Below are 26,885 nucleotides of genomic sequence, written 5' to 3'. Positions count from 1 at the left end.
CCGGGGATACCACGCCCGTTATGTAGTGTGGTGCTCATGACTTTGCGATCACGTGTGACGAAGGCCGTTATCCCCGCGGCCGGCCTGGGGACCCGCTTCCTTCCCGCCACGAAGGCGATGCCGAAGGAAATGCTTCCCGTCGTGGACAAGCCCGCCATCCAGTACGTCGTGCAGGAGGCCGTCGACGCCGGCCTGTCCGACGTCCTCATGATCACGGGCCGCAACAAGCGGGCCCTCGAGGACCACTTCGACCGCGTGCCGTTCATCGAGCAGACGCTCGAGGCGAAGGGCGACCACGACAAGCTGGCCGCGGTCCGCAGGCCCTCCGAGCTCGGCGACATCCACTACCTCCGCCAGGGCGACCCGAAGGGCCTCGGCCACGCCGTGCTCCGTGCCAGGCTGCACGTCGGCGACGAGCCGTTCGCCGTGCTCCTCGGTGACGACCTGATCGACGAACGCGATCCGCTGCTCGAGACGATGATCGAGGTCCAGTCACAGACGGGCGGCTCGGTGATCGCCCTCATCGAGGTCGACCCCCAGCAGATCAGTGCCTACGGCTGCGCCGACATCACGGAGATCGACGGCGAGAACCACGTGCGCGTCAACCATCTCGTCGAGAAGCCGTCCATTGAGGATGCGCCCTCCAACCTCGCCGTGATCGGCCGCTACGTGCTGCACCCGCGCGTGTTCGACGTCCTCGAGACCACCCCACCGGGCCGCGGTGGGGAGATCCAGCTGACCGACGCCCTGCAGACCCTCGCAGCCGCCGACGGCGAGGGCTCCGGCGTGTACGGGGTGGTCTTCCGCGGCCGCCGCTACGACACCGGCGACAAGCTGAGCTACCTGAAGGCCGTGGTGACCCTGGCCTCGGAGCGGGAGGACCTCGGCCCCGACCTGCGCGAGTGGATCAGGGACTTCAGCAAGAACCTCGCGGACTAGCACGGAGCGCTCGGCATGTGGTCGGCGACCAGCTGGCCCGTGAGCCTCAGGACGGGTCCCCTCGTCCTGAGGCCCATCCGCCACAGGGACAAGGCAGCCTGGACGGCACTGCGGCACCGCAACGCCCGCTGGCTGGCGCCCTGGGAGGCCTCGAACCCGGACCCCGAGGGGTTCCTGCCCACCTACCACCAGATGGTGCGTTCGCTCACCTCCCAGGCCAGGGCGGGATCGGCGCTCCCCTTCCTCATCACGGAGCAGCCTGCGGGCTCCCGCGACGCGCGGCTGGTGGGCCAGCTGACCGTCTCGGGTATCACGTGGGGGTCGGCGATGACGGCGACCCTCGGGTACTGGGTGGATGCCGAGCGTGCCGGCCGGGGGATCGCTCCGACGGCGGTGGCCCTCGCCACCGATTTCTGCTTCGGCGAGCTCGGACTGCACCGCATGGAGATCAACATCCGCCCCGAGAACCAGGCCAGCCTGCGGGTGGTCGAGAAACTGCGGTTCCGCGACGAAGGGCTCCGCCCCCGCTACCTGCACATCGCGGGGCAGTGGGCGGATCACCGGAGTTTCGCGCTGACCGCCGAGGAGGTCCCGCGCGGCCTGCTGGAGCCCTGGCTGGAGAGCGGAAGGGCTCCCAGGGGCTGAGGAGAGGGGCCGATGCCGACATGGGCATCTTCGGGTCCGACACACCGCGGCCAATGCCGGGGTGAGGGGTGGACTGCTCCTACGGTTCTAGGTGTGGTCTTCTCCCTGGATAGCTCGTTGGTGCTCGCCGCAATCGTCGGATTGTGGCTCGTCTGGGTAGCCCCTTCCGTCCTCAGGAGGACCCTGCCGGCACCTGCCGGCAGCTCGCACCGATCGCCACGAGCCGGGACCGGCCGTCCCGCAGGAAGCAGAATGACCATGACCGCGCCACAGGACGACGCACACCTCCCGGGACCCACGCGCGTCCTGCCCTCGACCTCGGGCGCGCCCGCGACCCGGACCGGCTCCGACCGGGCCGGCATCCCGGCCTTCGGTCCGCACCGGGGGCGTCTCGGTGTCGCACTCGTGGGCCTCGCGGCACTCGCGGCCATGCTGGTGACTCTCGTGCTCGGACTGCTCGACGTCGTCTCCTTCCTCGTCCCGCTGGTCTGCCTGGCCGTGGCCGCCGCCGCCGTCGCGGCACTCAGGACGCTCGCCGTCCGCCGTCGGCGTGCGCGTGTCGAGCGCGCCTTCCACGACGCCATGGCGCCCGTCCATGCGCCCGTCCGGTCCGACACCGCCGCCGTGCCGGTCGTCGCACCCCGCCGCCCCACTCCACTGTTCGACGCCGAGGAGACCGGCACACGCCGGCTCACGCCCATGGAGCTGCGTACCGCCGCCCTCGCCATGGCCCACGGGTCCACCCTCCTCGACGTCCGGGGCATGTCCGCGCGAGCCGCCGGGCCGCAAGCCGACGCCGGTGACGCCGCCGCCGACGCGACCGCTGACGCCACCGCCGACGCGACCGCCGACGCGGCCGCCGACGCCACGGCGGCCGACCCGACCGGATCGCCGGAGTGGGCGCCCGTGGACGTCCCCCGGCCCACCTACGTCGATGCGGCCAAGGCCGAACGGCAGGCTCCCGCGCCCCTGGACCTCCCGGAGGCCCCGAAGCCGACCACCAGGACACCCATCAAGGCTTCCGAGGCCGCTGCCCGGATCGCCGCCACCGAGGAGTCCGAGCGCGAGTCGGACGCGGCAGCCCCGGCGACGGGACGGATCAACCTCGACGACGTGCTGCAGCGTCGGCGCGCCTGACCGGACCCGACTTGGCAGCGGGCGACGCTCCTCGCCCGCAGGGATCACCCGGGGTTCCATGAGGACACGGCAGGCGGGCATCGTCCGCGAGCAGGCCACCCTCGCGCTCCTCGAATCGGGTGCACCGTCGAGCCTGCTGCGGCGCGCTCTCGCCAGGATCGGGTGGGATCTGCAGTCCTGGCAGCTCGGCTCCCTCCACCACCGGCCCGGGGCGGGCGTCACGGGCGTCTACGCCGTCGACGTCCGGCCCGCCCGCTCCGCCGGCCGCCGCGGCCGCACCGTCCCGGCGCCCACCCACGCATGCATCACCTCGTGCTCCGTCCCGCATCCGGGCGACGACGTACTCGTCTTCCACCGCCGGGGCACCGATGCCCTCGCCGTCTGGGTGCATCCCGCCGATCCGCTCCTTCCGGGACTCCCTCTGGCCCTCGACCGGGAGCGCGCCGCCGCACTCGCCTTCGGCCCCGGTCGCGGCGCATCGGAGACCGTCCTCGAGTTGCGCAGCTATCGCCCCCTGCGCCGCGCCGTGGTCCGTGCGGACAACGGGCAGGAGCGCCGGTACCTCAAGGTGCTGCGGCGGGGGGCCGCCGGGCCCCTGGCGGACAGGCACCGGATGCTGCGGGCCGCCGGGGTGCCCGCCCCGGCCCTCGCGGCCGATCCGGTACAGGACGTCGTCGCCATGCATCCCGCTCCGGGCACGCCGCTCGCCGAACTGCTCATGCGCGACGGCGCGTCCGGCGTCGACCCGCATGCCCTCGTCCGGGTCCTGACGTCCCTGCCCCCCGCCGTCCTCTCCCTGCCCGTCCGTCCGCCGTGGGCCGCACGGGTCCGCGACTACGCCGAGGGCGCGGTGGCCGCGCTGCCCGCGGAAGCCGATCGCATCCGGTCGCTCGCAGCGGGCATCGACGAGGCCGTCCGTTCGAGCGACGGCGGGCCGCTCGTCCCCACCCACGGCGACTTCTACGAGGGCAATCTCCTGATCACGGATGGCAGCGTGTCCGGGCTCCTGGACGTCGATGCGCTGGGACCGGGACGCCTCGTGGACGATCTTGCCTGCTTCATCGGGCACATCGCCGTCCTGCCGGGACTGCATGCCGGGTACACCCACGTCCCGCAGGCGCTGCGGCGCTTCCTGCCGGCCTTCGACGAGCACGTCGACCCCGCGGCGCTCAGGAGCAGGGCCGCGGCCGTGACCCTCACGCTGATCGCCGGTGCTCGGCGGCGGGCCGCGGACGGCGGCCCCGCCGAGGGGCTCTCACGCCTCGAGGTCACGGAGCGGTTCCTCGACGAGGCGCGATCCCTCGGTGCGGGGAGGGCCGGGCGCGCCTAGGCGGCCGCCGTCCGCGGCACCGCGCGCGTCCGCATGACCATCACCGGCGTCCCGTCCGCGTCCGCCACCTCCAGGCGCACGGACACGTCGAGACCTGCCAGCGAGGCCGGATGCGTGCCGCCGCAGGGGATCTCCGCGCGTTCGCCCGGCAGGTCGCAGACCCATCGGCGCCGGTCCGTGAGGCCCGGTCCGTCCGCCGCGATGCCGATGGACGCGCCGGTCGCCGTCCACGCCGCGAGGGTCGCGTTCACCGCGTCGGCGGTCGCGCCGGTGTCGAGGTCCTCCCCGCCGAAGCCCTTCCTGCGCAGGGACCTGCCCAGCCGGTACGTGTCGACCGAGCCGAACTCGCCGATCACCGTCGTGTCGATCGCCAGGGCATCGAAGTTCGGGGCGCCGAGGGCGTCCGCTGCCGCGTCCTTCCTCCAGCGGGCCGCGAGTGCGCGGTTGAGGGCCAGGGAGGCGAGATGGCACCCGGTGTGTCCGGCCGACACTGCCGCACGGTGGGCTGCGTCCACCCGCACGACGACGTCGTCGCCCTCCGACGGCGCGTCCCCCTCGACGAGGTGCACGACGACGAACGCCCAGCCCTCGGTGCCCTTGCGGACGGGCGACTCCGCGCCGAGGTACAGCGTGGTGCCGTCCGTGGCGCCGACCACGCAGTCCGTCACGGGAAGACTGCGCCCGGCGACCTGGAGGTCACCCCGGTCGGCGCCCTGGTCCGGCCAGGCGGGGTCGACGGGGTGGAAGGCGGTGGTGTCCAGCAGCACGGCGTGCCGCCCGTCCTCGCGGGGCTCGACGTGCAGCACGCGGGACGCGGACCCGACGGCGCCCTGGGGATAGGTCACGCGGGTGTCGGTGGTGGGCAGGGTCATGGTGCTCTCCTCGGTAGGGCGGAGTCGGTGAGGTCGGGGCCGGTCGGCCGCTTCGGGTGCCGGTCGGCGTCGCCCGTGATCGTTCAGGGATCGGCCGGCCGCTGTGCGAGCCGTTCGAGCAGTGGCTCGACGCGGTAGGGGATGTGTTCGTGCAGCGCGAGCACGGTCTCGGTGCGGATGACCCCCTTGATCTTCAGGACCGAGCGCAGCGCGGCCTGCAGGTGGTGGGTGTCGGTGGCGGCCACCCGGCACCAGACGTCGCCACGTCCCGAGATCTCGTGCACCTCGAGAACCTGGTTCACGGTGCGCAGTGCGGCGATCACGCCGTCGAGCTCGCGGTGGGCCACCTCGATGGTGATGAAGGCGACCACGTCGTAACCGAGGGCCTCGAGGTCCAGCTCGCGCCCGCCGGTGCGGAGGATCCCCGCACGGAGCAGCCGGCGGATGCGGGTCTGCGCCGTGTTGCGGGCCACGCCGAGCAGTTCGCCCAGCTCGCTCACCTGCGCCCGCGGGTCCCTCACCAACTCGAGCAGCAGGCGCAGGTCGAGTCTGTCCAGCTTGCTCACGAAGCTCACTTCCCGTCAGTCGGCCGCCCCTGTCTTGCGCATCCCGCTCAAAATCGGGGCCGGTCCTGCAGCAGGGCGTGCAATCGGTCCCATCCTATAGAAGTCCGGGCCCACACCTGTCCGGAAGCGCCTACTGTGGGCGCGTGCGAGCGAGGAGAAGCGGAATGAGCGTCATCAACGAGCTGCGGATGCGACCGGCGTCCGCCGAGCGCCGCAGCTGGGACGCATCGCTCGCCGTCCGCCTCGCACTGGCCGTGACGGTGATCTCCACCCTCCTGGTCGGCGCCAACCTCGCCACGCCCCTCTACCCGCTCATCCAGGCGGAGCTCGGGCTCACCCCCTTCGCCGTCACCGTCGCCTTCGCGTCGTACGTGGTCGCACTGATCGGCGGGCTCGTCCTGGCGGGGCACTGGTCCGACCACATCGGCCGGCGAGCGGCACTCGTGGTCGCCGTCGTCCTCGGCCTGCTCGGGGCCGCGCTGTTCGCCGTCGCCACCTCGCTGCCCGTGCTCGCGGCCGGCCGCGTCCTGCAGGGCGGTGCCGTGGCCCTGGCCACCGGTGCGAGCGCGGCAGCGCTCCGCGACCTCCTGCCCTCGCGTCCCGACTGGGCGTCCCGCTTCACCCTGATGGCCTCCGCCGGGGGAGTCGCGGCGGGGCCCGTGATCGGCGGGCTCCTCTCCCTCCTGCCCGCCCCCACGAGGACTCCCTTCCTCGCCTACCTCGTGGTGCTCGCGAGCCTCCTCGTGCCGCTCGTCCTGCTCCGTGCACGGCCCGCGATCAAGCCCGCGGACGGGCACAACCCGCTGACGGCCCTGCGCCCCCGCCGGCCTGCGGTGTCCCGGGAGGCGCGCCGGTCCTTCTGGACGGCGTCCTCGGTGGGCTTCCTGAGCTTCGCGGTCTTCGGTTTCACGCTGAGCCTCGCCCCCACGTGGTTCGCGGGGATCGCGGGCACGACCTCGCGGCCGGTGATCGGCCTCCTCGCGGCCCTCGTGCTCGGGTCCTCCACCGTCAGCCAGCTGCTGTCGCCGCGGGGACGGTTCGTCGTGCCGGTGGGACTCGCGGGCATGGCGCTGGGTGTCGGCCTCCTGCCCGTGGCGGAGGCCACGGGCAGCCTGCCGCTGCTCGTCGCAGCGTGCGTCATGGCGGGGTTCGGGCAGGGCATGGCCTTCCGGGTGGTGTTCAACGACGTGTCCGTGAAGGTCGCACCGGCGCTGCATGCGCAGACGGTGAGTGCCGTGTACGTCATCACCTACCTCGGCAGCGCCGTGCCCGTGCTGGGCCTCGGCGCGGCCGCCGGCATCTGGGGCCTGAACGCGTCCGTGACGGTGTTCGCGCTCGTGGTCGCCGGTGTGTGCGCCGTCCTCGCGACCGGCTCGTTCGCCGTGCGGTTCCGCGCCGCACGATAGCCCGGTGCCCCGGGGGTTCTTCCCGCCGCAGTGCCGTGCGACCCGCCGCTGTTTGTACCCTGTAGGCATGCCGAACATCCCGTCGCCCCAGCCCTCCGGTCAGCCTCCGCGTCCGCCCGTTCCCTCGGCCGACGCCGGCGCAGCTCCACACGACGCGCCCGGGCCGGCCGCGGCCCTCGTGGTCGGCCTCGACATCGGCGGTTCGAAGACGCACGGCGTGCTCTGGCGCGACGGCGCCCTCGTCGCCGAGGCCAGGGCCGGGAGCGCCAACGTCCAGAACGTGACCCGGGAGGCCGCGGCCCGAAGCCTCGGCGACCTCTTCCGCGACCTCCTGTCCGCGGAGCCCGCCGCCCACGTCGGGCGCGTCGTCGCCGGATCCGGCGGGGTGGACACCGACGCCGATGCCGACCGCCTGCGCACCCTGATCTCGCCCCACGCGCCCGGGGCGTCGATCGAGGTCGTCCACGACACGCGCCTCATCCTCGCCGCCGGGGGAGCGCGGGCGGGGATCGGCGTCATCGCCGGCACCGGCTCGGTGGCCTGGGGCGTCACGGAGGACGGCCGCCAGGCACGCTCGGGAGGCTGGGGCTACCTCCTCGGCGACGAGGGCAGCGGCTACTGGGTGGCGCGCGAGGCGGTGCGGCGCGCCCTGCACCGGCACGACGTCGGGCTGGAGCCCGACGCCCTCGACGCGGCAGTGCTGGCGCTCAACGGGGTCACCACGCCCACGGAACTGATCGGCCTCTTCCACTCCGGGGCCGGCCGGACGTACTGGGCCGCGCAGTCCAGAGCCGTGTTCGACGCGGCGCGGGACGGCAACGACGACGCCGCGGACATCCTCGACCGCGCCGCCACGGACCTGACGCGCCTCGTCCTCGACGTCGCCTCCGTGATCGGCGTCCCGGGCCCCGTGGTCCTGGGGGGCGGACTCGCGATGCACCAGCCGGCCCTGCAGGAACGCCTCCGGAAGCGCCTCGCCGCCGCGGACATCACGCGGGTGGTGTTCCTCGACGAGGACCCCGTCATGGGGGTCCGCTTCCTCACCGAAGGGTAGGTCCGCGCGGGCCCGGAGGATCCGCGGCGGGTCGGGCCGGCAGTCTCGCCGGGCACCGGGAAATGCGAGCGGGTCCCGGCCGGGACCCATATGCGGTCTTGTCTGCTCCGAACTCATGGTTAGACTCAGAACCTCCGACAGCTTGAACTGACCGCTGCGCCCCCGCACAGCGACCCACAGACGGCAAGCCGGACCCGCATTCGTGCGGCCCGCGGGCGCAGCCCGGCCGAGAAGCTCCTGCCAGGAAAGGCACAGCTGCCATGACACCCGCCGAGCAGGCCTCCAGCCGCCCCATGATCGAGTTCCGCAACGTCACCAAGACCTACGACGGCGGACGCCCCGCCGTCGACGACCTCTCGATGGAGATCGACCGCGGGAGGATCACCGTCTTCGTGGGCCCCTCCGGCTGCGGCAAGACCACCTCCCTGCGCATGATCAACCGCATGGTGGAACCCACCTCCGGGCAGATCCTCCTCGACGGACAGGACATCGGCCGGCAGAAGGCGGCGGAGCTGCGTCGCTCCATGGGCTACGTCATGCAGTCCTCCGGGCTCCTCCCGCACCGGACCGTCCTCGACAACATCGCGACCGTCCCCCGCCTCAACGGGGTCGGGAAGGCCGAGGCCCGCCGGCGTGCGCGGGAACTGCTCGACGTCGTCGGGCTCGCCCCCGACCTCGGCCGCCGGTACCCCGTGCAGCTCTCGGGCGGACAGCAGCAGCGCGTCGGCGTGGCCCGGGCCCTCGCGGCGGACCCGCCCGTGCTCCTGATGGACGAGCCGTTCAGCGCGGTGGACCCGGTGGTCCGCGCCGAACTGCAGGAGGAGCTGCTGCGCCTGCAGCGTGATCTCGCGAAGACCATCGTCTTCGTCACGCACGACATCGACGAGGCCACCATCCTCGGGGACAAGGTGGCGGTGTTCGCCGTCGGCGGGCGCCTCGCGCAGTTCGCCGCCCCCGAGGAGATCCTGCGCGCTCCCGTGGACGACTTCGTCGCCGGTTTCGTGGGACGCGACCGCGGCTTCCGGCACCTCTCCTTCCAGGAGGGCGACGGCGTCGCCATCCATCCCGTCGAGACCATCGACCCGGAGCGCCTCGCGGACCCGACCGTCCCGGTGCGCTCCCCGTGGACCCTCCTCGTCGACGAGGAGGGTCGCCCGCACGGCTGGATCCCGCAGGCCACGCGTGCAGGCATCACGCGGCAGGCGGACGCCGTGCCCGGCGGGTCCCTCTACACGCGGGGCGACTCGCTGCGCCGCGCGCTCGACGCCGCCCTGTCCTCGCCCTCGGGCCTCGGCGTGACGGTCGACGACGACGGACGTGCCGTCGGCGTGGTGCGGGCCGCCGAGGTCTTCGAACTCATCGAGGCCGCCCGGCTCGACCGGGGCCGCGCCCAGCACGACACGGCGGTCTGACCGTGGACTGGTTCCTCTCCAATCTCGACTTCATCTGGCTGCACACGCGGCTCCACCTGTTCCAGGCGATCGTCCCGCTGCTCCTCGGCGTGCTCGCGGCCGTGCCGATGGCCCAGCTCGCCCGGCTCAACCCGGTTCTCGGGTCGGTGCTGCTGACCGGTTCCTCGATCCTCTACACCATCCCGTCGCTGGCCATGTTCGTCTTCCTCCCGGTGATCCTCGGGACCAGGGTGATCGACCCCGTCAACGTGATCGTGGCGCTGTCCGTCTACGCCTTCTCCCTCCTCGTCCGGTCCACGCTCGACGCCCTGGACTCGATCGACGACGGCGTACGCCAGGCCGCGGTCGCCATGGGGTACACGCCCCTGCGCCGGTTCCTCACGGTGGACCTCCCGCTGTCCCTGCCGGTGCTGTTCGCAGGCCTGCGCGTCGTGTCGGTCACCAACATCTCGCTCGTCAGCGTCGGCGCGCTCATCGGGGTGCCGAGCCTCGGGACGCTGTTCACGGACGGACTGTTCCGGTCGTTCCCGACCGAGATCGCCGTGGGCATCGTCATCATCCTCCTGCTGGCCCTCGTGCTGGACCTCGCCCTCGTGCTCCTCGAGCGGCTGCTCACCCCCTGGGCGCGGAGCGCCCGCGGCCGGTCCGGCGGACACCGGGGAGCCGGCGGCGGGCCGGCCGACGAGGCCGTCGCCCTCGAGGCGAAGGTGGCGGGCGCCTGATGGACTACACGAGCAACAACCTCTTCGTGCAGATGTGGGAGTGGCTGACCGCGCCCGCCAACTGGGAGGGTGAGCGCGGCATCCCCACGCGCGTCGTCGAGCACCTCGGGTTCACGGGGCTGACCATGGTGATCGCCCTCGCGATCGCCGTGCCGATCGGCCTCTACGTCGGTCACACCGGGCGGGGCCGCGTCGTCATCGTCTCCGGTATCGGGATCCTCCGGGCGCTCCCCACGCTCGGCATGGTGTTCCTGTTCACGCTGCTCGCCGGGCTCGGGCTGATGCCGCCCATCTGGGCGCTCGTCCTCCTCGCCGTCCCCCCGCTGCTGAGCGGCATCTACGCCGGTCTCGCATCGGTGGACCGTGCCGTGGTGGACGCCGCGCGCAGCATGGGCATGAGCGAGCTGCAGATCCTCTTCCGCGTCGAGGTGCCCAACGGGCTGCAGGTCGTCCTCGGCGGAGTACGGGCCGCGGTCCTGCAGGTCATCGCCACCGCGGCCGTCGTCGCCTTCATCAACCTGGGCGGGCTCGGGGTGTTCCTCGTCGAGGGGACGCAGCTCGCCGACTACGGCCGCCTCTTCGGCGGCGCCGTCGTCATCACAGTCCTCGCGATCGCCGTCGATCTGCTGCTGGGTCTCCTGCAGAGACTCGCCATTCCCCCGGGCCTACGGGTCTCCGGCACAGTGAAAACCAGAGATTCCGGCCGGCAGAAGGCCGTCGCCGGAGCACAAGGAGGAACACCATGAAGAACCTGTCAGCGCAACGCGCCACCCGGCGCGCTTTGAGAGGACTGGCCGGCGGCCTGACGGCCGCGCTGGCGCTGACCGCCTGCGGTGCCACCAGCGACCCGCAGGAAGCCGAGAGCACCGGCGGCTCCGAGGGCGGCTCCGTCGTCGTCGGTTCGGCGGACTTCCCCGAGAGCCAGATCATCGCCGAGATCTACGCCGGGGCGCTCAACGCCGCCGGCGTCGAGGCGACGACCAAGCCCAACATCGGGTCACGCGAGATCTACTACTCGGCCCTCGAGGACGGGTCGATCGACATCCTGCCCGAATACGGCGGCAACCTCCTGCTGTTCGCGGATCCCGCCGCGACCGCCGCGTCCGCCGATGAGATCCTGAAGGCCCTGCCCGACGCGCTCGCCGCCAAGTCGCCCGACGTGGAGCTCGGCGTGCTCGAGCCCTCCAAGGCCGAGGACAAGGACGCGCTCGTCGTCACCGCGGCGACCGCCGAGAAGTACAGCCTCGAGTCCATCGCCGATCTGGCGGAGGTCTGCGGGGAGATCACCATCGGCGCCCCGAGCACCTTCCAGGAGCGCGCGTACGGACTGCCCGGCCTCAAGGACAAGTACGGCTGCGAGCCCGGCGGCTTCGAGGCGATCAACGACGGCGGCGGGGACATCACCCTGCAGGCGCTGCTGAACGACGACGTGCAGGCGGCGGACATCTACACGACGACGCCGTCCATCGAGGACAACGACCTCGTGGTCCTCGAGGACCCCGAGAACAACTTCATCGCGCAGCAGGTGCTCCCGCTCGTCAACACGGACACCGTCGGCTCGCAGGCGCAGGAGGCCCTCAACGAGGTGTCGGCCCAGCTGACCACCGAGGACCTCCTCTCGCTGAACCGCGAGGTCAGCGGCTCCGAGAAGCGGAACCCGGCGGACGCGGCGGCCGACTGGCTGGCGGACAAGGGTCTCGCGGGCTGACACCTCGCTTCCCGGCCGCTTCCTGCAGGGGTCCGGGGCGCGGCGTCATGCTGCCGCGTCCCGGGCCCCTGCTGTGGCATTCTGATCCAATGGCCACCTACGCGCAGTCGGAAAAGCTTCGGAACGTCCTCTACGACATCAGGGGGCCGCTGCTCGAACACGCCATGACCATGGAGGCCCAGGGCCACCGGATCCTCAAGCTCAACATCGGCAACCCGGCGCCCTTCGGCTTCGAGGCGCCCGACGCGATCCTCGTGGACATGATCCGCAACCTGCCCAAGTCGCAGGGCTACAGCGACTCCCGCGGTATCTTCTCGGCGCGCACCGCCGTCGTGCAGTACTACCAGAGCCGCGGCATCACCTCGATCGACGTCGACGACGTCTACCTCGGCAACGGTGTGAGCGAGCTCATCACCCTCTCCATGCAGGCCCTGCTCAACACCGGCGACGAGATCCTCATCCCCACGCCCGACTACCCGCTGTGGACGGCCTCCGTGGCCCTCGCCGGCGGCACCCCGGTGCACTACCTGTGCGACGAGGAGAACCACTGGTGGCCCGACCTCGAGGACATGGCCTCGAAGATCACCCCGAACACCAAGGGCATCGTCCTCATCAACCCGAACAACCCCACGGGGTCGGTGTACCCGCGCCCGGTCCTCGAGGCCATCGTGCGGATGGCCCGCGAGCACGGGCTGATCATCTTCGCCGACGAGATCTACGAGAAGATCCTCTACGACGACGCCGTGCACATCAACGCGGCCTCCGTCACGGGCGACGACGTCCTCTGCCTGACCTTCAGCGGGCTGTCGAAGGCGTACCGGATCGCGGGGTTCCGCAGCGGCTGGATGGCCATCTCCGGCCCGAAGCGCGATGCCGCGAACTACATCGAGGGCATCAACCTCCTCGCCAACATGCGCCTGTGCGCCAACGTCCCCGCCCAGCACGCCATCCAGACGGCCCTCGGCGGGCACCAGAGCATCAACGACCTCATCCTGCCCGGCGGGCGCCTGCGGCAGCAGCGCGACAAGGCCGCCTCGATGCTGAACGCCATCGACGGCGTGAGCTGCGAGGTGGCGCAGGGCGCCCTGTACCTCTTCCCGAAGCTCGACCCCGAGGTCTACCCCATCAAGGACGACGAGAAGTTCGCCCTGGACCTCCTCAAGCAGCAGAAGATCCTCATCTCGCACGGCAGCGCCTTCAACTGGGTCCATACCGACCACTTCCGGATGGTCACCCTGCCGAGCGTCGAGGTCATCGAGGACGCCATCGGACGGCTCGCCGACTTCCTCTCCACCTACAAGCCCTGAGCAGCCCGCCACGCCCCGACCAGCAGGAGGACCCATGGCAGCGACCACCGACAGCACGCCCGAGATGCGTCGCCTCCTCCTGGCGGGGCCCGACTTCTCGCTCGCATCGGTGGATCCGCATTCCACCCCGGGATTCACCGGCGGGAAGGAGGAGGGCAAGGTGGCCCTCGCCGAGGGTGCCGACGCGCTGTCGTCCCTGCAGGAGAAGCTGTTCGCCGAGAGCCGGGCCGGGAGCGAGATCGCCGTGCTGCTCGTCCTGCAGGGGATGGACACCTCGGGCAAGGGCGGGATCGTCCGTCACGTCATGGGGCTGGTGGACCCGCAGGGAGTGCAGCACCATGCGTTCAAGGCGCCCACCGACGAGGAGCAGCAGCACGACTTCCTCTGGCGCATCCGACCGCAGCTGCCGGGGGCCGGCCTGATCGGGGTGTTCGACCGTTCCCATTACGAGGACGTCCTCGTCCACCGGGTGCGCGGACTGTCACCGGCGGCCCGGGTCGAGCAGCGGTACGCGGCGATCCAGGAGTTCGAGGCCGGCATCGTCGCCGCCGGGACCCGCGTGCTCAAGGTGATGCTCCACATCGGCAAGGACGAGCAGAAGGTGCGGCTGACCGAGCGCCTCGAGCGCAAGGACAAGCACTGGAAGTACAACCCGGGCGACGTCGACGAGCGCGCCTACTGGGACCAGTACCAGCAGGCCTACCAGGTGGCCATCGAACGGACGAGCACGCCGGACGCCCCCTGGTACGTGGTGCCCGCCGACCGCAAGTGGTACGCGCGGCTCGCCGTCCAGCACCTGCTCACCTCCACCCTCGAGGACATGCAGCTGAGCTGGCCGCGGGCCACGTTCGACGTCGAGGCCGAGAAGCGGCGCCTCGCCGCCACCTGAACCGGCCGGCCCCCGCGGACGGTTCCTGACCGCATCTCCTCCTAGTCTTGAGGCTCCACCACTCCCACGGAGGCCATCATGGACTGGAAGATCGAACTCATCGGCGTGCCCGTCAGCGACGTGGACCGCTCCATCGCGTTCTACCGCGACCAGGCGGGCTTCGCGCTCGACCACGACACGCGGGTGAGCGAGGACATCCGGTTCGTCCAGCTCACCCCACCCGGATCCGCCTGCTCGATCGCGTTCGGCCAGGGCATCAGCGACATGGTGCCCGGCTCGCTGCACGGCATCCAGGTGGTCGTGGCGGATGCCGCGCAGGCCCGGTCCGAGCTGGTCGGGCGCGGCGTGGAGGCGACGGAGGTCGACGAGCAGCCATGGGGCAGGTTCGTGTACTTCGCGGACCCCGACGGCAACGCGTGGGCCCTGCAGGAGCTCCCCGCCCGGAGGTAACGGGCTGCGGGTGCCTCCGCTCGGCCGGGCGGCGAGCGCGTGCCGGGGGCTACTGGCCCTCGGCCTTGTCCCGCGCCGCGGCCAGCCGCACCTTCGCGCCCTCGAGCCATGCCTCGCAGCGGTCCGCCAGGGCTTCGCCACGCTCCCACAGGGCCAGGGACTCCTCGAGGCTCACCCCTCCGGCCTCGAGGCGCGACACGACGGCGACGAGCTCCTCCCGCGCCTGCTCGTAGGACAGCGCATCGATGTCTGCCCGCTGCGGTTCCTGGCTGCTGTTCTCCGTCATGGTGTCTTCCTCGTCTGGCGGGTACCCGGTACCCGGATCGTCGTTCGGCTGGTCGAAGGGGGCACGCCGGCGGTGGGCGGCGAGGTGTCCGAGCCGGACGGCCCGGCGGCGTCGCCGCTCACGACGGTCCGCCCGACGGCGCCTGGGCCACCGCCGCGATCTGCCCTCCGGCGACCCGGATCCTCAGGGCGTCCCCGGTCCCGACGTCGTCCGGGTGCCGGACGACCTGCCCGTCGGACCGCTGCACGACCGCGTAGCCGCGGTCGAGCGTCTTCTGCGGCGACAGGGAGCGCACCCGTTCCCGCAGATGGTGGATCGCGTCGGCGTCGCGCTCCACCGAGGCGGAGACGGATCGCAGCGCACGCGAACGGAGCCGCTCGAGGTCGGCCTCGCGGACGTCGATCATGCCCTCGGGCTTGGCGAGGGAAGGCCGGGAGCGCAGGTTCGCGAGGCCCTCGCTCTCGCGGTGGACGAGGACCCGGATGGACCGTTCGAGCGCGGCCCGCGCCTGCCGGATGCGCCCGAGCTCCTCCGACACGTCCGGGACCACGCGTTTCGCCGCGTCGGTGGGCGTCGAGGCTCGGAGATCGGCCACCTCGTCGAGCAGCGGGCGGTCGGCCTCGTGTCCGATGGCGCTGACGACGGGGGTCGTGGCCATCGCGACGGCCCTGACCAGCGATTCGTCGCTGAACGGCAGGAGGTCCTCGAGCGCGCCGCCGCCGCGCGCGATGATGATGACGTCGACCTGCGGATGGGCGTCCAGCTCGGCCAGCGCCGCGGAGACCTGGGCGACGCTGCTCACCCCCTGCACGGCCACCTCGCGCACCTCGAACTCCACGGCGGGCCACCGCAGCGCCGCGTTGCGCATGACGTCCTTCATGGCGTCCGAGTTCCGCCCTGTGATGAGCCCGATCCGGTGGGGGAGCAGCGGCAGCGGCTTCTTGCGGGCCGCCGCGAACAGTCCCTCCGCGGCCAGCGCCTGCCGCAGGCGTTCGATGCGGGCGAGGAGATCGCCGATACCCACGGGCCGGATGTCGATGGTCTGCATCGACAGCCGCCCGGTCTTGACCCAAAAGTCCGGTCTGAGCCGCGCGACCACGCGTGAACCCCGGTCCAGGGGAGAGGACAACCGGTCCATCACCGAGCCGTAGACCGAGAGGGACAGCGACACCTCCGTGTCGACGTCGCGCAGGGTGATGTAGCACATGCTCGCACGGCGGTTCAGCTCGATGACCTGTCCCTCGACCCACGCGGCAGGGGCGCGCTCGATGTGCGCCTTGAGTTTCTCGGACAGCAGGTGCAGGGGCCACGGCGCATCCGGCGAGGTCTCGGCCGCCGTCGTCGGGACGGTCGACGTCCGCCGGGCCGGAGCGGGGGCACCCGCCGTCGGCGCACGCAGTTCCTCGCTCGTCATGGCTGTCCTGTCCTCGGGGAGCTCGGTGCTCCCGGTCCTGCTCCGCGAAAATACACTGTCCATCTCTACCACCCCCGACCCACAGCGGGTCCCATCGCCCCGCCATGTGCATGCTGGGCGGGGTCCGGCCGACGGGCCGCTGCGCCCGGGCACGACGCGGACGGGCATAATCGAGCACTAGACCTCTCCCTAAGGATTCCATGCGGACCCTCGTCTCTGCCCTCCTGGCCCTCCTCGCGCTCGTCGTCACGGCCGGAGGGCTGCTGTCCGCCTGGCTCGACGAGAACCTCGTCGAGGAGACCGGGTTCATCGCGCTCGCCGCTCCCCTCGGGGACGACCCCGACTTCCAGGCGACGCTCACGGAGTCGCTGGCGCAGGAGGTCACGGCGACCAGCGGGCTGCCCGAGCAGCTCCAGTCCTTCATCGGACCGGTGATCGAGGATGCTGCGGGGGCCGTGACCGGGTCGTCCGGCTACCCGGCCGCCTGGACGGAGACGCTGCGCCTGTCCCATGCCTTCACCTTCGCCCAGGCGCCGGGTCCCGGGGAGGAGGCACCGGCCGTCCTGACCCTCGACCTCGGGCCGGTCGCTCGGCTTCTCGCGGACGACGTCGGAGGACGGCTGGGCGTCGACGTGCCCGTGCCCGACGACACGACGATCGACGTCGGGGTCCTCGAACGAGGCGGGATGCTCAGTGGTGTCGCCGATGCCGTCCAGGGGTGGCGGCTGTATCTCGCGGGTGCGCTGGTGCTGGGCCTGCTGGCGATCGTCGTCGCACGACGCCGCGGCACCACCCTCGCACTCCTGGGGATCGGCGTGGTCGGGATCGGCGTGCTCGGGCTGCTGGCGGGGGAGTGGGTGCCGGCAGCCGTCGCCGGTGCTCCCGGGACGACCGCGATCGCCGACGTCTTCCTCGGGGGTCTCGCCGGGCGGGCCGGGGCGGACATCGCGGGATCCAGCATGCCGGTGATCGTCGGAGGGGTCATCGCGCTCGTTCTCGGCGTCGTCTGGCGGCTCGCCCCGAGGCGGCGACGTAGGGCCTAGCTCACAGCGGAGCGGCGCGCGATCCGCCGGCGGGGGAGGACCGAGCCGCTAGAATCGGATCATGACCAGTACCACCGTTCAGGTCCCCATGCCCACCATCCCGCGCAGGCGTCGCTCTCCCGAGGACGTGCTCGCCGCCGCGCCGGTGGCGGGGGAGAAGAAGGTGCTGCTCGCCGCACCGCGCGGTTACTGCGCCGGCGTGGACCGCGCCGTCATCGCCGTCGAGAAGGCACTCGAGCACTACGGTCCGCCCGTGTACGTCCGCAAGCAGATCGTGCACAACCTGCACGTCGTGTCCACGCTCGAGGCCAAGGGTGCCATCTTCGTCGACGAGACCGACGAGGTCCCCGAAGGCGCCCTCGTCGTCTTCTCCGCCCATGGTGTCTCACCCGCCGTCGTGCAGTCCGCCGAGGACCGCGGCCTGCGCACCATCGACGCCACGTGCCCGCTCGTCACCAAGGTGCACCGCGAGGCCCAGCGTTTCGCCCGGGACGACTTCGACATCCTCCTGATCGGCCACGAGGGCCACGAGGAGGTGGAGGGCACCGCCGGAGAGGCCCCCGACCACATCCAGATCGTCAATGGACCGGAAGACGTCGACAAGGTGCAGGTGCGGGACCCCGAGCGGCTCATCTGGCTCTCCCAGACCACCCTGAGCGTCGACGAGACCATGCTGACCGTCAACCTGCTCAAGGAACGCTTCCCCACGCTGCAGGACCCGCCCAGCGACGACATCTGCTATGCCACGTCAAACCGCCAGGCCGCGATCAAGAAGATCGCGCCCCGGACCGACCTCGTCGTCGTGGTCGGCTCCGCGAACTCCTCGAACTCGGTGCGCCTGGTCGAGGTCGCGCTCGAGTACGGCGCGAAGGCGGCGTACCGCGTGGACTTCGCCAACGAGGTGGACGAGTCCTGGTTCGAGGGCGTGACGACCGTCGGTATCTCCTCGGGTGCCTCGGTGCCGGAGAACCTCGTGCAGGACGTGCTGCGGCTCCTCGCCGAGTACGGGTACGGCGAGGTCGAGGAGGTCGTGACGGCGCAGGAGGACATCATCTTCTCCCTGCCCAAGGAGATCCGCGCCGCGCTGAAGGCGATGGGCGATTCCACCCCGGCGATCGGCGGTCGGGGTCAGCGGCAGGACCGCTCCTCCCTCAACTGACCCGGCAGCGTACCGCGCGCCGCGATACGACGGCGGCCCTCCTCCGGAAGGGCCGCCGTCGTCGCGCCGGACCGGATTCCTGTCAGAGGGAACGCGCCGGCGAGGCGATGGGGGCCGTCAGCCGGCCGACTCCTCCAGGAGTTCGTGGGCGGTCAGGGAGCGGGGTGTCGCGTCGATCGTCGCTGCTGCCCGGTCGGACGCTCCGGCGCTGCCCGCGCGCTGCGCGCGTGCCGTGCCGAGGAGGCTGACGTCCGCGCCCCGCGCACCCTCCGGAGCATCGCCCGTGCCCTCCACCGCCGCCTCGACGGCGTCGAGGGAGGCCGAGTCGAACGCGCCGATGCGCCGGGCCGTCGGGAGCACCCTCGACTCGAGCGCCCCGACGAAGGAGTTGTAGCGTTCCACCGACGTCTTGAGGGACGCCCCGAGGCGTGTCACGTGGCCCCCCATGGTGCCGAGGCGCTCGTACAGCTGCTTGGACAGGTCGAACAGCTCCCGGGCGTTGTCGGTGAGCACGGCCTGCCGCCAGCTGAACGCCGCACCCTTGAGGATCCCGAGCAGCGACACGGGGGAGGCGAGGGCGACATTGCGCGAGAAGGCGTAGTCGAGCAGTTCGGGATCGGCACGCAGTGCCTCCGAGAGCACGGACTCGACCGGGATGAAACAGATGACGAGTTCCGGTGAGTTGCTGGCGCCCTCCCAGTACTTCTTCCGCGCGAGGGCGTCCACGTGCGCCCGCAGCGCCTTCGAGTGCTGCCTCAGCAGCTCGCTGCGACGCACACCTGCATCGGCGTCACCGCGTTCGTCCGAGGCACCCGCCAGCTCCTGCGCCGCGAGGAAGGCACTCAGCGGCACCTTGGCGTCGATGACGAGCTGCTTGTCGCCCGGGAGCTGCACCACCATGTCGGGCCGCGCCCGCTCGCCGTCCTCCACGCCCGCGAAGGAGACCTGCTCGAGGAAGTCGACGCGCGACAGCATGCCCGCGGCCTCCACGACACGCCTCAGCTGCACCTCGCCCCACTGGCCGCGCGCGCTGTTGCTGCGCAGGGCGCCCGCCAGGGAGGAGGTGGTCGCCAGCAGCAGTGCGTCCGCCTCGCGTGACTCCTCGAGCTGCCGCGCGAGCTGCCCGTACTGCTCCACGCGGTCCCGCTCGAGCAGGCCCACCTGGCGCTGGACCTGCGTCAGCTTCTCCGCGACGGGAGCGAGGGCGCGCAGGACGTCGTTGTCGGTGGAGGTCTTCCCGGTCAGCTCGCGGTTGTGCTGCTGCAGGAGATCGCGCTGGGCGGCGGCCGCGGCGAGCTCCGTCGTCGTGCTGCCGAGGCGCGCCGTGGCGTCGTCGAGCTCGCTGCGCAGCCCGTCGGCACGCGGCCGCAGCGCGCGGTACACGAGGAAGGCGCCGACGGCGCAGCCGAGGAGGAAGGCGAGGAGGACGAGGAGGACGGCGGTTGTACTCATGCCCACACTGTCGCAGGAACCTCCGACAATCAGGCACGACGCCGCCGGACGGCGTGCCGACGCCCGGTAGACTCGTCTCCCGTGGCTCTTACTATCGGCATCGTCGGACTGCCCAACGTCGGCAAATCAACACTCTTCAACGCGCTGACGCGCAACAACGTCCTGGCGGCGAACTACCCGTTCGCGACCATCGAGCCGAATGTCGGCGTCGTCAGCCTGCCCGACCCGCGCCTGGCGCAGCTCGCCGAGGTCTTCGGGTCGAAGCAGATCCTGCCGGCGACCGTCTCCTTCGTGGACATCGCGGGGATCGTGAAGGGCGCCTCGGAGGGTGAGGGGCTCGGCAACCAGTTCCTCGCCAACATCCGGGAGGCGGAGGCGATCGCCCAGGTCATCCGTGTGTTCGACGACCCCGACGTCATCCACGTCGACGGCAAGGTCGACCCGCGCTCCGACATGGAGACCATCAACACGGAGCTGATCCTCGCCGACCTCCAGACGCTCGAGAAGGCCATCCCGCGCGTCGAGAAGGAAGTGAAGATCAAGAAGCGCGAGGCCGCGCAGCTCACCGCCATGCAGGCGGCGCAGTCCGTCCTCGAACGCGGCGACACCATCTTCTCGTCCGTCACGAGCGACAAGCTCGAGATGGAGCACCTCCGCGAGCTCAGCCTGCTGACGGCGAAGCCGTTCATCTACGTCTTCAACGTCGACGACGCCGTCCTCGGGAGCCCCGAGCGGCAGGAGGAACTGCGGCAGCTCGTGGCCCCCGCCGACGCCATCTTCCTCGACGCCAAGCTCGAGGCGGACCTCGTGGAACTCGACGAGGCCGAGGCCCGCGAGATGCTCGAGATGAACGGCCAGGACGAGTCGGGCCTCGACCAGCTCGCGCGCGTCGGCTTCCACACGCTCGGCCTGCAGACCTACCTCACGGCGGGTCCGAAGGAGAGCCGGGCCTGGACCATCAGGAAGGGCGCGACAGCGCCCGAGGCCGCCGGCGTCATCCACTCCGACTTCCAGCGCGGCTTCATCAAGGCTGAGGTGGTCCACTTCGGGGACCTCATCGACGCCGGCTCGATGAGCGAGGCCAAGTCCCGCGGCAAGGTCCGCATCGAGGGCAAGGAATACGTCATGACCGACGGCGACGTGGTGGAGTTCCGCTTCAACGTCTGATCCTGCGGAGGGTCGCTCACCACATGCGGCTGTTCGTCTCCGACACGAAGCCCCGTCCGTCGGAGAACCAGTGGACGGTCGGGCTGTTCCGGGCCGTCGGCGTCGTGAGCTCCGCGAACAGGTCCGCGTTGAAGCGGTTGCTCAGCTCGGGGGAGCTGAGCACGGTGTCCCTGGTGATGACGAAGACCGGCCCCTTGAGCCCCTTGCTCTGGATCGACAGGTGGACCTCGGGGTGCTGGTCGAGGCGCGCCTTCAGGGCGCCGATCGCGGCCTGGACGTTGGCGTCGTCGTCCCAGACCGCCGCATGCTTGTCGACGAACAGCCAGGCCATGCCCACCTCCGTCCGCCTCGGACCCCGCGCGCCCGTCCGGCGCGCCACCCGGGAGGCCGTCCTGCTGCCGCTCCGGGTCGTCCAAGCAAATCATCGGGCCGAGCGAACGATCAAGCGACCCGTGCCGGGCGGCGTCGCGTGCGTAGCCGTGGCATCGGTGCAGGTGCGGGGGAACGCCGCCGCGGGTCCGGCCACCCGGCGCGGGGGCCCACCCGGTGAGGGGGATGCGCGCCTGTGGTGACCCGACCGGCATGGCCCGACGCCGCCGCCTGCGCTTCGGTTGCAGCTCGATAACAACCCGCCCATGGCTCCTCCGGCCGATACCTGCCGGTGAGCAAGTGCCCCTAGGCTTCTGGTCACGTGAGTCGCGTCACCTCCTGGGGGCGCGTGTCGGCTGATCCGCAACCCTGCGTCGAGCCGTGACCACACTATGAAACAGGAGGCGGTATGCGTTCGAGACGTACTTCCAGGGCCATGGGGGTGGCTGCAGTGGCACTGCTCGCGCTGAGCGCCTGCGCTGCGAACACGGGAACCGAGACGCCCGAGGAGACGGCCGAGGGCGAGGGGACGGGCGGGAACATCCGTATCGCCGAGGTGAATGCCTTCAGCTCGTTCAATGCGAGCAGCTCCGAGGGCAACGTGGACATCAACGGCGTGATCGCGTACTCGACCCACTCCGGCTTCAACTACATCGACAACGACCTCGAGGTCGTCGAGAACGAGGACTTCGGCTCGATGGAGGTCCTCTCCGAGGACCCGCTGAGCGTCAGGTACACGGTCAACGAGGGCGTCAACTGGTCCGACGGCGAACCGGTGGACGGTGGCGACCTGCTGCTGCAGTGGGCGATCGAGTCCGGCTACTTCAACGACGCCGTGACCGACGACGCCGGCGAGGTCACCTCCGGCACCACCTACTTCGACTACGCGGGTGACACCACCGGCCTCGCGCTGACCGAACTCCCGGAGATCGGCGACGACGGGCGCTCGATCACCCTGAACTACTCGGTGCCCTTCGCCGATTACCAGGTCGCGTTCGGCCTCATGAACGAAGGAGGGCTCGACACGCCGGCCCACGTCCTCGCCGATAAGGGCGGCCTCACGGACGAGGACGCGCTCATCGAGCTTATCCGGACCGAACCGGCGGGCGACCCCGAGAATCCCGTCGAGCGTCCCGAGCTGAAAGCGGTCGCGGACTTCTGGAACACCGGCTTCGACACCAAGTCCCTCCCGGACGATCCCACGCTCTTCCTGTCCAACGGTCCGTTCATCGCCTCGGCCGTCACCCCGGACCAGTCCATGACGCTGACGCGCAACCCGGACTACGACTGGGGTCCGATGCCCAAGGTGGACGAGATCACCGTCCGCTACATCGGCGAGGCTCCCGCCCAGGTGCAGGCCCTGCAGAACGGCGAAGTCGACATCATCGCGCCACAGGCCTCGGCGGACACGGCCGAGCAGCTCGAAGCACTCGAGGGCGTTACCGTCGTGCGCGGGAACGAGTTGTCCTACGACCACCTCGACCTCAACTTCAGTGGCGTGTTCGCCGAGGAGAGCGTCCGCGAGGCCTTCATGAAGACGGTGCCGCGCCAGCAGCTGGTGGACTCCATCATCAAGAAACTCAATCCGGACGCCGAGCCGGTCGACTCGCAGCTCTTCCTGCAGGACCAGGAGCCCTACGAGGAGTCCGCCGCCAACAACGGCTCTGAGGCCTACGCCGAGGTCGACATCGAAGGCGCCAAGGAGCTGCTCGACGGAGCGACCCCCGAGGTCCGGATCATGTACAACCGGGACAACCCGAACCGCCTCAACTCCTACACCCTGATCGCCGAGTCCGCCTCGCAGGCCGGGTTCAAGGTCGTCGACGGCGGCCTCGGCGCCTCCGACTGGAGTGCGGCCCTCGGCAACGGAACCTATGATGCAGCCGTCTTCGGCTGGATCAGTTCGGGTGTCGGCGTGTCCAACGTGCCGCAGATCTTCAAGAGCGGCAACGGGTCCAACTTCAACGGGTTCTCGAGCTCAGAGGCCGACGAGCTCATGGAGGAGCTCGTCGTCGAGACCGACCCGGACGCACAGAACGATCTGCAGGTCCAGATCGACAAGCTGATCTGGGACTCCAAGTACGGACTGCCCCTGTACCAGGTGCCGGGCATGAACGCGCACAGCGACAACGTCAGCGGCGTCGAGTACATGCCGAACCTGACCGGTGTCTGGTGGAACTTCTGGGACTGGCAGATCGCGCAGTAGGTCCCGCCGCATACCGCACCGGATCAAGCATGCCCCTGAGGGGAAGGCGTCGGGGACGAGTCCCGGCGCCTTCCCCCGCGCGGACCCGACCTCGAGGCTGGAAGACCCATGGTGACCTACATCGTCCGCCGTCTGGTGACGGCCGTGCTCATCCTGTTCGGCGCGTCCTTCGTGGTGTACCAGCTCACCGCCCTCTCGGGCGATCCGCTCGAGGACCTCAGGGCCAGCAACGCGCCGAACCGGGAGCAGCTGATCCAGGCCCGCACCGAGCTGCTCGACCTCAACACGCCCGCGCCGCTGCGCTACTTCGGCTGGCTCGCGGGGGCGGCCAAGTGCCTCGTACCGTTCGCCGCGACCTGCGACCTCGGCTCGAGCATCCAGGGTGAGGCGGTCACGACCTCCCTCCTCCGCGCCATGGGCAACACGATCACGCTCGTCACCACCGCCACCGTGCTCGCCATCATCATCGGCATCTCGCTCGGCATCATCACCGCCCTCCGCCAGTACAGCGGCCTGGACTACGGCGTGACCTTCATGTCGTTCCTGTTCTTCTCGCTCCCGATCTTCTGGCTCGCCGTCCTGCTCAAGGAATTCGGTGCCATCGGCTTCAACAACTTCCTCGCCGACCCACAGATCCCGGGGTCGACCATCGTCGTCGTCGCCATCGCGAGCGGACTCATCTGGGCACTGTTCGCCGGCGCCTCCTGGAAACGGAAGGCCGTCGCCTTCGTCCTCGGGGCAGCCGCCGCCGCGGTACTCCTCACCGTCCTCGAGCTCGCCGACTGGTTCTCCGATCCCGGGCTCGGACCGATCGTCATCCTCGTCACGGGGGTGGGCATCGCGTTCGGCATCGTCCTCCTCACGGCGGGCCTCCGGAACCGCAGGGCCCTCTACGCGTCGCTCGTCATGGTCGCCCTCGGCCTCGTCGCCTACTACGTCGTGAACCCGATCCTGAACGCTGCGACCGTCTGGATGATCCTCGCGTTCGCGGTCCTCACCGTCCTCGTGGGCATCGGCGTCGGCTACGCGCTCGGCGGCTACGACCGCGGCCAGAGCATGCGGGCCGCCGCGCTGACCGGCCTGCTCATGGGCCTCCTCATCGTGGTGGACCGCTTCATGGTCACCTGGCCCGCCTACGTCGGCAATCCGCGGGTCCGCGGCCGTCCGATCGCCACGGTGGGCGCGGAGACGCCGGGGCTCGAGGGGACCTTCTGGATCACCGGCCTCGACACGTTCACGCACCTGCTGCTGCCGACGATCGCCCTGCTGCTCGCCTCGCTCGCCAGCTACAGCCGCTATTCCCGCGCGTCGATGCTGGAGATCATGAACATGGACTTCATCCGGACGGCCCGCGCGAAGGGGCTCAGCGAGCGCACCGTGGTCATGCGGCACGCCTTCCGCAACGCCCTGATCCCGCTCGCCACCCTCGTGGCCTTCGACATCGGCGCGCTCATCGGCGGGGCCATCATCACGGAGCAGGTCTTCGCCTTCTCCGGGATGGGACAGCTGTTCGTCCAGGCACTGCAACGCACCGACCCCGACCCGATCATGGGCTTCTTCCTGGTGGCCGGCATCCTCGCGCTGGTCTTCAACCTGGTGGCCGACATCGCGTACTCGTTCCTCGATCCTCGCGTAAGGGTGAAAGCATGAGCACTCGGACCCCCGCCGACCTGCCCGGCGCGGGAACCGTTCCCGGACCCGTGCCGCCCCCGCCGGAGGCCCAGGGGATGTCCCAGGGCCAGATCGTCCGCAGGAAGTTCTTCGACAACACCGCGGCCATCATCAGCCTGATCGTCTTCGCCGTCATCTTCGTCCTGGCGTTCACCTCCGTGGGTTTCGCGGGCATCCCCGGCTGGTGGAAGTACAACCACACCGAGTTCGTGCCGCTCCTGGACGGCGGCGCCCCGACGGTCACCGGCCCGTCCAGCTGGGGCGAGCACCCGTTCGGCCAGGACTCCATCGGCCGCGACTACTTCGCCATGACGATGCGCGGGGCGCAGAACTCGATCATCATCATGTTCCTGATCGGGGCCCTCGCCTGTGTCGTGGGCGTCATGGTCGGAGCGAGCGCCGGATACTTCCGCGGCTGGACCGAGGCCGTGCTGATGCGCTTCACGGACATCATCATCATCATCCCGCTCGTCCTCATCGCGGCGACCCTGGGGGAGTCCGTCAACCGTCTCGTGGGCAGCGGGGCGCAGGTGTGGCTGCTCGGCATCTTCCTGGGCCTGATCGCGTGGACCGGGCTCGCACGGCTGGTGCGGGGTGAGTTCCTCACGCTGCGCGAGCGCGAGTTCGTGGACGCGGCGAAGATCGCCGGCGCCTCCAACGCCCGCATCATCTTCAAGCACATCCTCCCCAACGCCGTGGGCGTGATCATCGTCAACACCACGCTGCTGATGTCCGCCGGCATCCTGCTCGAGACCGCGCTGAGCTACATCGGCTTCGGCGTGAAGGCCCCCGACGTGTCCCTGGGCCTGATCATCAGCCAGAACCAGGAGGCCTTCCAGACGCGCCCGTGGCTGTTCTGGTTCCCCGGACTGTTCATCGTCCTCATCTGCCTGTGCATCAACTTCATCGGCGACGGCCTGCGCGACGCCTTCGACCCGCGGCAGAAGAAGTTCAACGCCGGCCGGGCGAAGGACGCAGAGAAGCCCGCGGCAGCGTGAGGCCGGACCTAGGAGCCGGCCCCCGCGGCGACGGCACCCGCGACCAGGACGACGGCGCCCGCGATCGACGCCACGTTCCAGGACCGATGGGCGCGGGCAGGGGAGTCGACGTCCACCGCGCCGGACTCGACGAGATCCTGCCAACGCGACCTCACGAGGTAGGCGGCGTACCCCGAGTCGGTGTTCTTCAGGTCTCCCGGACGGATGGATCCGCCGGGGCCGTAGCTCGTGGAGGGCAGGTTCGTCACGTGCTCGGGTTTCCCCGCATGCGTCCCCCACACGCCGGGAGCGGGGGCGGCCCAGGCCGTGAAGGCCCCGGACGGCGTGACGAGCTTCAGGGCGTATTTCGTGTCGACGTCGATCAGGGCGGACCAGGGCACGCTGATGGTCGCCAGCGGGTTGCGCACGGTGACGGCGTCCTCGGCGACCACGACGGCCGGGTACCAGAACAGCCACCAGCCCCCGTAGGCGACGCCGACGAGGGGCCAGGCCCGCAGCAGCCCGGCGACGCCGTCGGTCGCGACGACGGACACCAGTCCGCCGGCGGCGACGAGGGCCGCGGCTCCCGTGAACCAGCCGCCGGTACGCGGCCTGAAGACGCTGACGCCGGCCACCTTCGAACTCTCCATGCGTCCATGATCCCAGCACCGCACCCGCCCGCATCCCGACAGGAGCGCCGGCGC

The 26,885-nt window shown here is 70.8% G+C and carries 27 protein-coding genes; 20 read left to right on the top strand and 7 right to left on the bottom strand.

Translation table 11 applies throughout. The features are described 5' to 3' along the window. The first annotated feature begins 36 nt into the window (after positions 1 to 36). The 4 genes from galU to CXQ97_RS02230 all read left to right on the top strand — a co-directional run bounded on the left by galU (position 37) and on the right by CXQ97_RS02230 (position 4,051). Positions 37 to 939: a UTP--glucose-1-phosphate uridylyltransferase GalU gene (galU, locus tag CXQ97_RS02240; RefSeq protein WP_104179372.1), complete on the top strand. Its 903-nt coding sequence runs from the start codon at positions 37 to 39 to the stop codon at positions 937 to 939. 15 nt (positions 940 to 954) lie between these two features. Beyond that, positions 955 to 1,584 carry a GNAT family N-acetyltransferase gene (locus CXQ97_RS02235; protein WP_104179189.1) on the top strand — a complete coding sequence of 210 codons (630 nt, stop codon included), beginning with the start codon at positions 955 to 957 and terminating at the stop codon, positions 1,582 to 1,584. 258 nt (positions 1,585 to 1,842) lie between these two features. Next, on the top strand, positions 1,843 to 2,721 hold the full coding sequence (locus CXQ97_RS19735; RefSeq protein ID WP_181034947.1) for a hypothetical protein: 879 nt from the start codon (positions 1,843 to 1,845) through the stop codon (positions 2,719 to 2,721). Positions 2,722 to 2,779: 58 nt separating this feature from the next. Next, on the top strand, positions 2,780 to 4,051 hold the full coding sequence (locus CXQ97_RS02230; protein ID WP_181034946.1) for a phosphotransferase: 1,272 nt from the start codon (positions 2,780 to 2,782) through the stop codon (positions 4,049 to 4,051). Here the strand turns inward: CXQ97_RS02230 and CXQ97_RS02225 are convergent. Further along, positions 4,048 to 4,923, bottom strand: a complete 876-nt coding sequence (locus tag CXQ97_RS02225) for a metal-dependent hydrolase (RefSeq protein ID WP_104179187.1) — start codon at positions 4,921 to 4,923, stop codon at positions 4,048 to 4,050. The two genes, CXQ97_RS02230 and CXQ97_RS02225, sit on opposite strands and share 4 nt — an antisense overlap. Before the next feature lie 83 nt (positions 4,924 to 5,006). Then, a complete protein-coding gene (locus CXQ97_RS02220) occupies positions 5,007 to 5,489 on the bottom strand; it encodes an Lrp/AsnC family transcriptional regulator (protein WP_181034945.1) in 483 nt (160 codons plus the stop codon). Positions 5,490 to 5,653: 164 nt separating this feature from the next. Here CXQ97_RS02220 and CXQ97_RS02215 point away from each other — a divergent pair, with 164 nt between their 5' ends. The 9 genes from CXQ97_RS02215 (at position 5,654) to CXQ97_RS02175 (ending at position 14,437) form a co-directional block, all read left to right on the top strand. Further along, positions 5,654 to 6,895: an MFS transporter gene (locus tag CXQ97_RS02215; protein WP_104179185.1), complete on the top strand. Its 1,242-nt coding sequence runs from the start codon at positions 5,654 to 5,656 to the stop codon at positions 6,893 to 6,895. Between the two features lie 67 nt (positions 6,896 to 6,962). Further along, entirely contained in the window at positions 6,963 to 7,949 is a 987-nt protein-coding gene (locus tag CXQ97_RS02210; RefSeq protein ID WP_104179184.1) for an N-acetylglucosamine kinase, read from the top strand. Positions 7,950 to 8,242: 293 nt separating this feature from the next. Further along, positions 8,243 to 9,361 (top strand): ABC transporter ATP-binding protein, encoded by a 1,119-nt coding sequence (locus CXQ97_RS02205; protein ID WP_104179371.1) that lies wholly within the window; start codon positions 8,243 to 8,245, stop codon positions 9,359 to 9,361. Positions 9,362 to 9,363: 2 nt separating this feature from the next. Further along, positions 9,364 to 10,083 carry an ABC transporter permease gene (locus CXQ97_RS02200; RefSeq protein WP_104179183.1) on the top strand — a complete coding sequence of 240 codons (720 nt, stop codon included), beginning with the start codon at positions 9,364 to 9,366 and terminating at the stop codon, positions 10,081 to 10,083. Beyond that, entirely contained in the window at positions 10,083 to 10,829 is a 747-nt protein-coding gene (locus CXQ97_RS02195) for an ABC transporter permease (protein WP_104179182.1), read from the top strand. The genes CXQ97_RS02200 and CXQ97_RS02195 overlap by 1 nt, the downstream gene beginning before the upstream one ends. Beyond that, the gene (locus tag CXQ97_RS02190; protein WP_104179181.1) at positions 10,826 to 11,791 is read left to right on the top strand and encodes an ABC transporter substrate-binding protein; all 966 of its coding nucleotides are present in this window, start codon (positions 10,826 to 10,828) and stop codon (positions 11,789 to 11,791) included. The genes CXQ97_RS02195 and CXQ97_RS02190 overlap by 4 nt, the downstream gene beginning before the upstream one ends. 89 nt (positions 11,792 to 11,880) lie before the next feature. Then, entirely contained in the window at positions 11,881 to 13,098 is a 1,218-nt protein-coding gene (locus tag CXQ97_RS02185; protein WP_104179180.1) for a pyridoxal phosphate-dependent aminotransferase, read from the top strand. Between the two features lie 34 nt (positions 13,099 to 13,132). Beyond that, the gene (locus CXQ97_RS02180; protein WP_258062139.1) at positions 13,133 to 13,987 is read left to right on the top strand and encodes a PPK2 family polyphosphate kinase; all 855 of its coding nucleotides are present in this window, start codon (positions 13,133 to 13,135) and stop codon (positions 13,985 to 13,987) included. A 78-nt stretch (positions 13,988 to 14,065) separates the two neighbouring features. Next, positions 14,066 to 14,437, top strand: coding sequence for a VOC family protein (locus tag CXQ97_RS02175; RefSeq protein WP_104179179.1), 372 nt, complete (start codon positions 14,066 to 14,068; stop codon positions 14,435 to 14,437). 49 nt (positions 14,438 to 14,486) lie between these two features. Here the strand turns inward: CXQ97_RS02175 and CXQ97_RS02170 are convergent, their stop codons facing one another. Continuing rightward, positions 14,487 to 14,723 carry an exodeoxyribonuclease VII small subunit gene (locus CXQ97_RS02170; protein ID WP_104179178.1) on the bottom strand — a complete coding sequence of 79 codons (237 nt, stop codon included), beginning with the start codon at positions 14,721 to 14,723 and terminating at the stop codon, positions 14,487 to 14,489. A 118-nt stretch (positions 14,724 to 14,841) separates the two neighbouring features. Continuing rightward, a complete protein-coding gene (gene xseA, locus CXQ97_RS02165; RefSeq protein WP_104179177.1) occupies positions 14,842 to 16,137 on the bottom strand; it encodes an exodeoxyribonuclease VII large subunit in 1,296 nt (431 codons plus the stop codon). Between the two features lie 200 nt (positions 16,138 to 16,337). Here xseA and CXQ97_RS02160 point away from each other — a divergent pair, with 200 nt between their 5' ends. Together CXQ97_RS02160 and CXQ97_RS02155 are read left to right on the top strand one after the other, a co-directional pair. Beyond that, the gene (locus CXQ97_RS02160; protein WP_104179176.1) at positions 16,338 to 17,180 is read left to right on the top strand and encodes a hypothetical protein; all 843 of its coding nucleotides are present in this window, start codon (positions 16,338 to 16,340) and stop codon (positions 17,178 to 17,180) included. 61 nt (positions 17,181 to 17,241) lie between these two features. Then, on the top strand, positions 17,242 to 18,339 hold the full coding sequence (locus tag CXQ97_RS02155) for a 4-hydroxy-3-methylbut-2-enyl diphosphate reductase (protein WP_104179175.1): 1,098 nt from the start codon (positions 17,242 to 17,244) through the stop codon (positions 18,337 to 18,339). A gap of 117 nt (positions 18,340 to 18,456) precedes the next feature. Here CXQ97_RS02155 and CXQ97_RS02150 read toward each other — a convergent pair whose 3' ends face one another. After that, the gene (locus CXQ97_RS02150) at positions 18,457 to 19,791 is read right to left on the bottom strand and encodes a DNA recombination protein RmuC (RefSeq protein WP_104179174.1); all 1,335 of its coding nucleotides are present in this window, start codon (positions 19,789 to 19,791) and stop codon (positions 18,457 to 18,459) included. Positions 19,792 to 19,872: 81 nt separating this feature from the next. On the opposite strand from CXQ97_RS02150, the gene ychF reads away from it, so the two are divergent. Continuing rightward, positions 19,873 to 20,958, top strand: coding sequence for a redox-regulated ATPase YchF (gene ychF, locus CXQ97_RS02145; protein ID WP_104179173.1), 1,086 nt, complete (start codon positions 19,873 to 19,875; stop codon positions 20,956 to 20,958). A gap of 16 nt (positions 20,959 to 20,974) precedes the next feature. Here ychF and CXQ97_RS02140 read toward each other — a convergent pair whose 3' ends face one another. Continuing rightward, positions 20,975 to 21,289 carry a hypothetical protein gene (locus CXQ97_RS02140; RefSeq protein WP_104179172.1) on the bottom strand — a complete coding sequence of 105 codons (315 nt, stop codon included), beginning with the start codon at positions 21,287 to 21,289 and terminating at the stop codon, positions 20,975 to 20,977. On the opposite strand from CXQ97_RS02140, the gene CXQ97_RS19340 reads away from it, so the two are divergent. The 4 genes from CXQ97_RS19340 to CXQ97_RS02125 all read left to right on the top strand — a co-directional run bounded on the left by CXQ97_RS19340 (position 21,288) and on the right by CXQ97_RS02125 (position 26,202). Next, positions 21,288 to 21,530 (top strand): hypothetical protein, encoded by a 243-nt coding sequence (locus CXQ97_RS19340; protein ID WP_146069555.1) that lies wholly within the window; start codon positions 21,288 to 21,290, stop codon positions 21,528 to 21,530. The two genes, CXQ97_RS02140 and CXQ97_RS19340, sit on opposite strands and share 2 nt — an antisense overlap. 233 nt (positions 21,531 to 21,763) lie before the next feature. After that, positions 21,764 to 23,533: an ABC transporter family substrate-binding protein gene (locus CXQ97_RS02135; RefSeq protein ID WP_306739484.1), complete on the top strand. Its 1,770-nt coding sequence runs from the start codon at positions 21,764 to 21,766 to the stop codon at positions 23,531 to 23,533. 108 nt (positions 23,534 to 23,641) lie between these two features. Then, a complete protein-coding gene (locus CXQ97_RS02130) occupies positions 23,642 to 25,183 on the top strand; it encodes an ABC transporter permease (RefSeq protein ID WP_104179170.1) in 1,542 nt (513 codons plus the stop codon). A 77-nt stretch (positions 25,184 to 25,260) separates the two neighbouring features. Further along, positions 25,261 to 26,202, top strand: coding sequence for an ABC transporter permease (locus CXQ97_RS02125; protein ID WP_258062184.1), 942 nt, complete (start codon positions 25,261 to 25,263; stop codon positions 26,200 to 26,202). Between the two features lie 8 nt (positions 26,203 to 26,210). On the opposite strand, the gene CXQ97_RS02120 is transcribed toward CXQ97_RS02125, so the two are convergent. Beyond that, complete coding sequence (locus CXQ97_RS02120) at positions 26,211 to 26,831, bottom strand: PH domain-containing protein (RefSeq protein WP_104179168.1); 621 nt, start codon at positions 26,829 to 26,831, stop codon at positions 26,211 to 26,213. Between the last annotated feature and the right edge of the window lie 54 nt (positions 26,832 to 26,885).

The organism is Arthrobacter sp. B0490 (genome assembly GCF_002929355.1).
Classification (GTDB): Bacteria; Actinomycetota; Actinomycetes; order Actinomycetales; family Micrococcaceae; genus Arthrobacter_D.
This window is presented reverse-complemented; position numbering and strand designations above follow the sequence as displayed.

Excerpts from the sequence above, each read along its gene's own strand:
- galU (WP_104179372.1), top strand. The coding sequence starts at position 37 with ATGACTTTGCGATCACGTGTGACGAAGGCCGTTATCCCCGCGGCCGGC.
- CXQ97_RS02235 (WP_104179189.1), top strand. The coding sequence starts at position 955 with ATGTGGTCGGCGACCAGCTGGCCCGTGAGCCTCAGGACGGGTCCCCTC.
- CXQ97_RS19735 (WP_181034947.1), top strand. The coding sequence starts at position 1,843 with ATGACCGCGCCACAGGACGACGCACACCTCCCGGGACCCACGCGCGTC.
- CXQ97_RS02230 (WP_181034946.1), top strand. The coding sequence starts at position 2,780 with ATGAGGACACGGCAGGCGGGCATCGTCCGCGAGCAGGCCACCCTCGCG.
- CXQ97_RS02225 (WP_104179187.1), bottom strand. The coding sequence starts at position 4,923 with ATGACCCTGCCCACCACCGACACCCGCGTGACCTATCCCCAGGGCGCC.
- CXQ97_RS02215 (WP_104179185.1), top strand. The coding sequence starts at position 5,654 with ATGAGCGTCATCAACGAGCTGCGGATGCGACCGGCGTCCGCCGAGCGC.
- CXQ97_RS02210 (WP_104179184.1), top strand. The coding sequence starts at position 6,963 with ATGCCGAACATCCCGTCGCCCCAGCCCTCCGGTCAGCCTCCGCGTCCG.
- CXQ97_RS02205 (WP_104179371.1), top strand. The coding sequence starts at position 8,243 with ATGATCGAGTTCCGCAACGTCACCAAGACCTACGACGGCGGACGCCCC.
- CXQ97_RS02195 (WP_104179182.1), top strand. The coding sequence starts at position 10,083 with ATGGACTACACGAGCAACAACCTCTTCGTGCAGATGTGGGAGTGGCTG.
- CXQ97_RS02190 (WP_104179181.1), top strand. The coding sequence starts at position 10,826 with ATGAAGAACCTGTCAGCGCAACGCGCCACCCGGCGCGCTTTGAGAGGA.
- CXQ97_RS02185 (WP_104179180.1), top strand. The coding sequence starts at position 11,881 with ATGGCCACCTACGCGCAGTCGGAAAAGCTTCGGAACGTCCTCTACGAC.
- CXQ97_RS02180 (WP_258062139.1), top strand. The coding sequence starts at position 13,133 with ATGGCAGCGACCACCGACAGCACGCCCGAGATGCGTCGCCTCCTCCTG.
- CXQ97_RS02175 (WP_104179179.1), top strand. The coding sequence starts at position 14,066 with ATGGACTGGAAGATCGAACTCATCGGCGTGCCCGTCAGCGACGTGGAC.
- CXQ97_RS02170 (WP_104179178.1), bottom strand. The coding sequence starts at position 14,723 with ATGACGGAGAACAGCAGCCAGGAACCGCAGCGGGCAGACATCGATGCG.
- xseA (WP_104179177.1), bottom strand. The coding sequence starts at position 16,137 with ATGACGAGCGAGGAACTGCGTGCGCCGACGGCGGGTGCCCCCGCTCCG.
- CXQ97_RS02160 (WP_104179176.1), top strand. The coding sequence starts at position 16,338 with ATGCGGACCCTCGTCTCTGCCCTCCTGGCCCTCCTCGCGCTCGTCGTC.
- CXQ97_RS02155 (WP_104179175.1), top strand. The coding sequence starts at position 17,242 with ATGACCAGTACCACCGTTCAGGTCCCCATGCCCACCATCCCGCGCAGG.
- CXQ97_RS02150 (WP_104179174.1), bottom strand. The coding sequence starts at position 19,791 with ATGAGTACAACCGCCGTCCTCCTCGTCCTCCTCGCCTTCCTCCTCGGC.
- CXQ97_RS19340 (WP_146069555.1), top strand. The coding sequence starts at position 21,288 with ATGCCCACCTCCGTCCGCCTCGGACCCCGCGCGCCCGTCCGGCGCGCC.
- CXQ97_RS02140 (WP_104179172.1), bottom strand. The coding sequence starts at position 21,289 with ATGGCCTGGCTGTTCGTCGACAAGCATGCGGCGGTCTGGGACGACGAC.
- CXQ97_RS02135 (WP_306739484.1), top strand. The coding sequence starts at position 21,764 with ATGGGGGTGGCTGCAGTGGCACTGCTCGCGCTGAGCGCCTGCGCTGCG.
- CXQ97_RS02130 (WP_104179170.1), top strand. The coding sequence starts at position 23,642 with ATGGTGACCTACATCGTCCGCCGTCTGGTGACGGCCGTGCTCATCCTG.
- CXQ97_RS02125 (WP_258062184.1), top strand. The coding sequence starts at position 25,261 with ATGTCCCAGGGCCAGATCGTCCGCAGGAAGTTCTTCGACAACACCGCG.
- CXQ97_RS02120 (WP_104179168.1), bottom strand. The coding sequence starts at position 26,831 with ATGGAGAGTTCGAAGGTGGCCGGCGTCAGCGTCTTCAGGCCGCGTACC.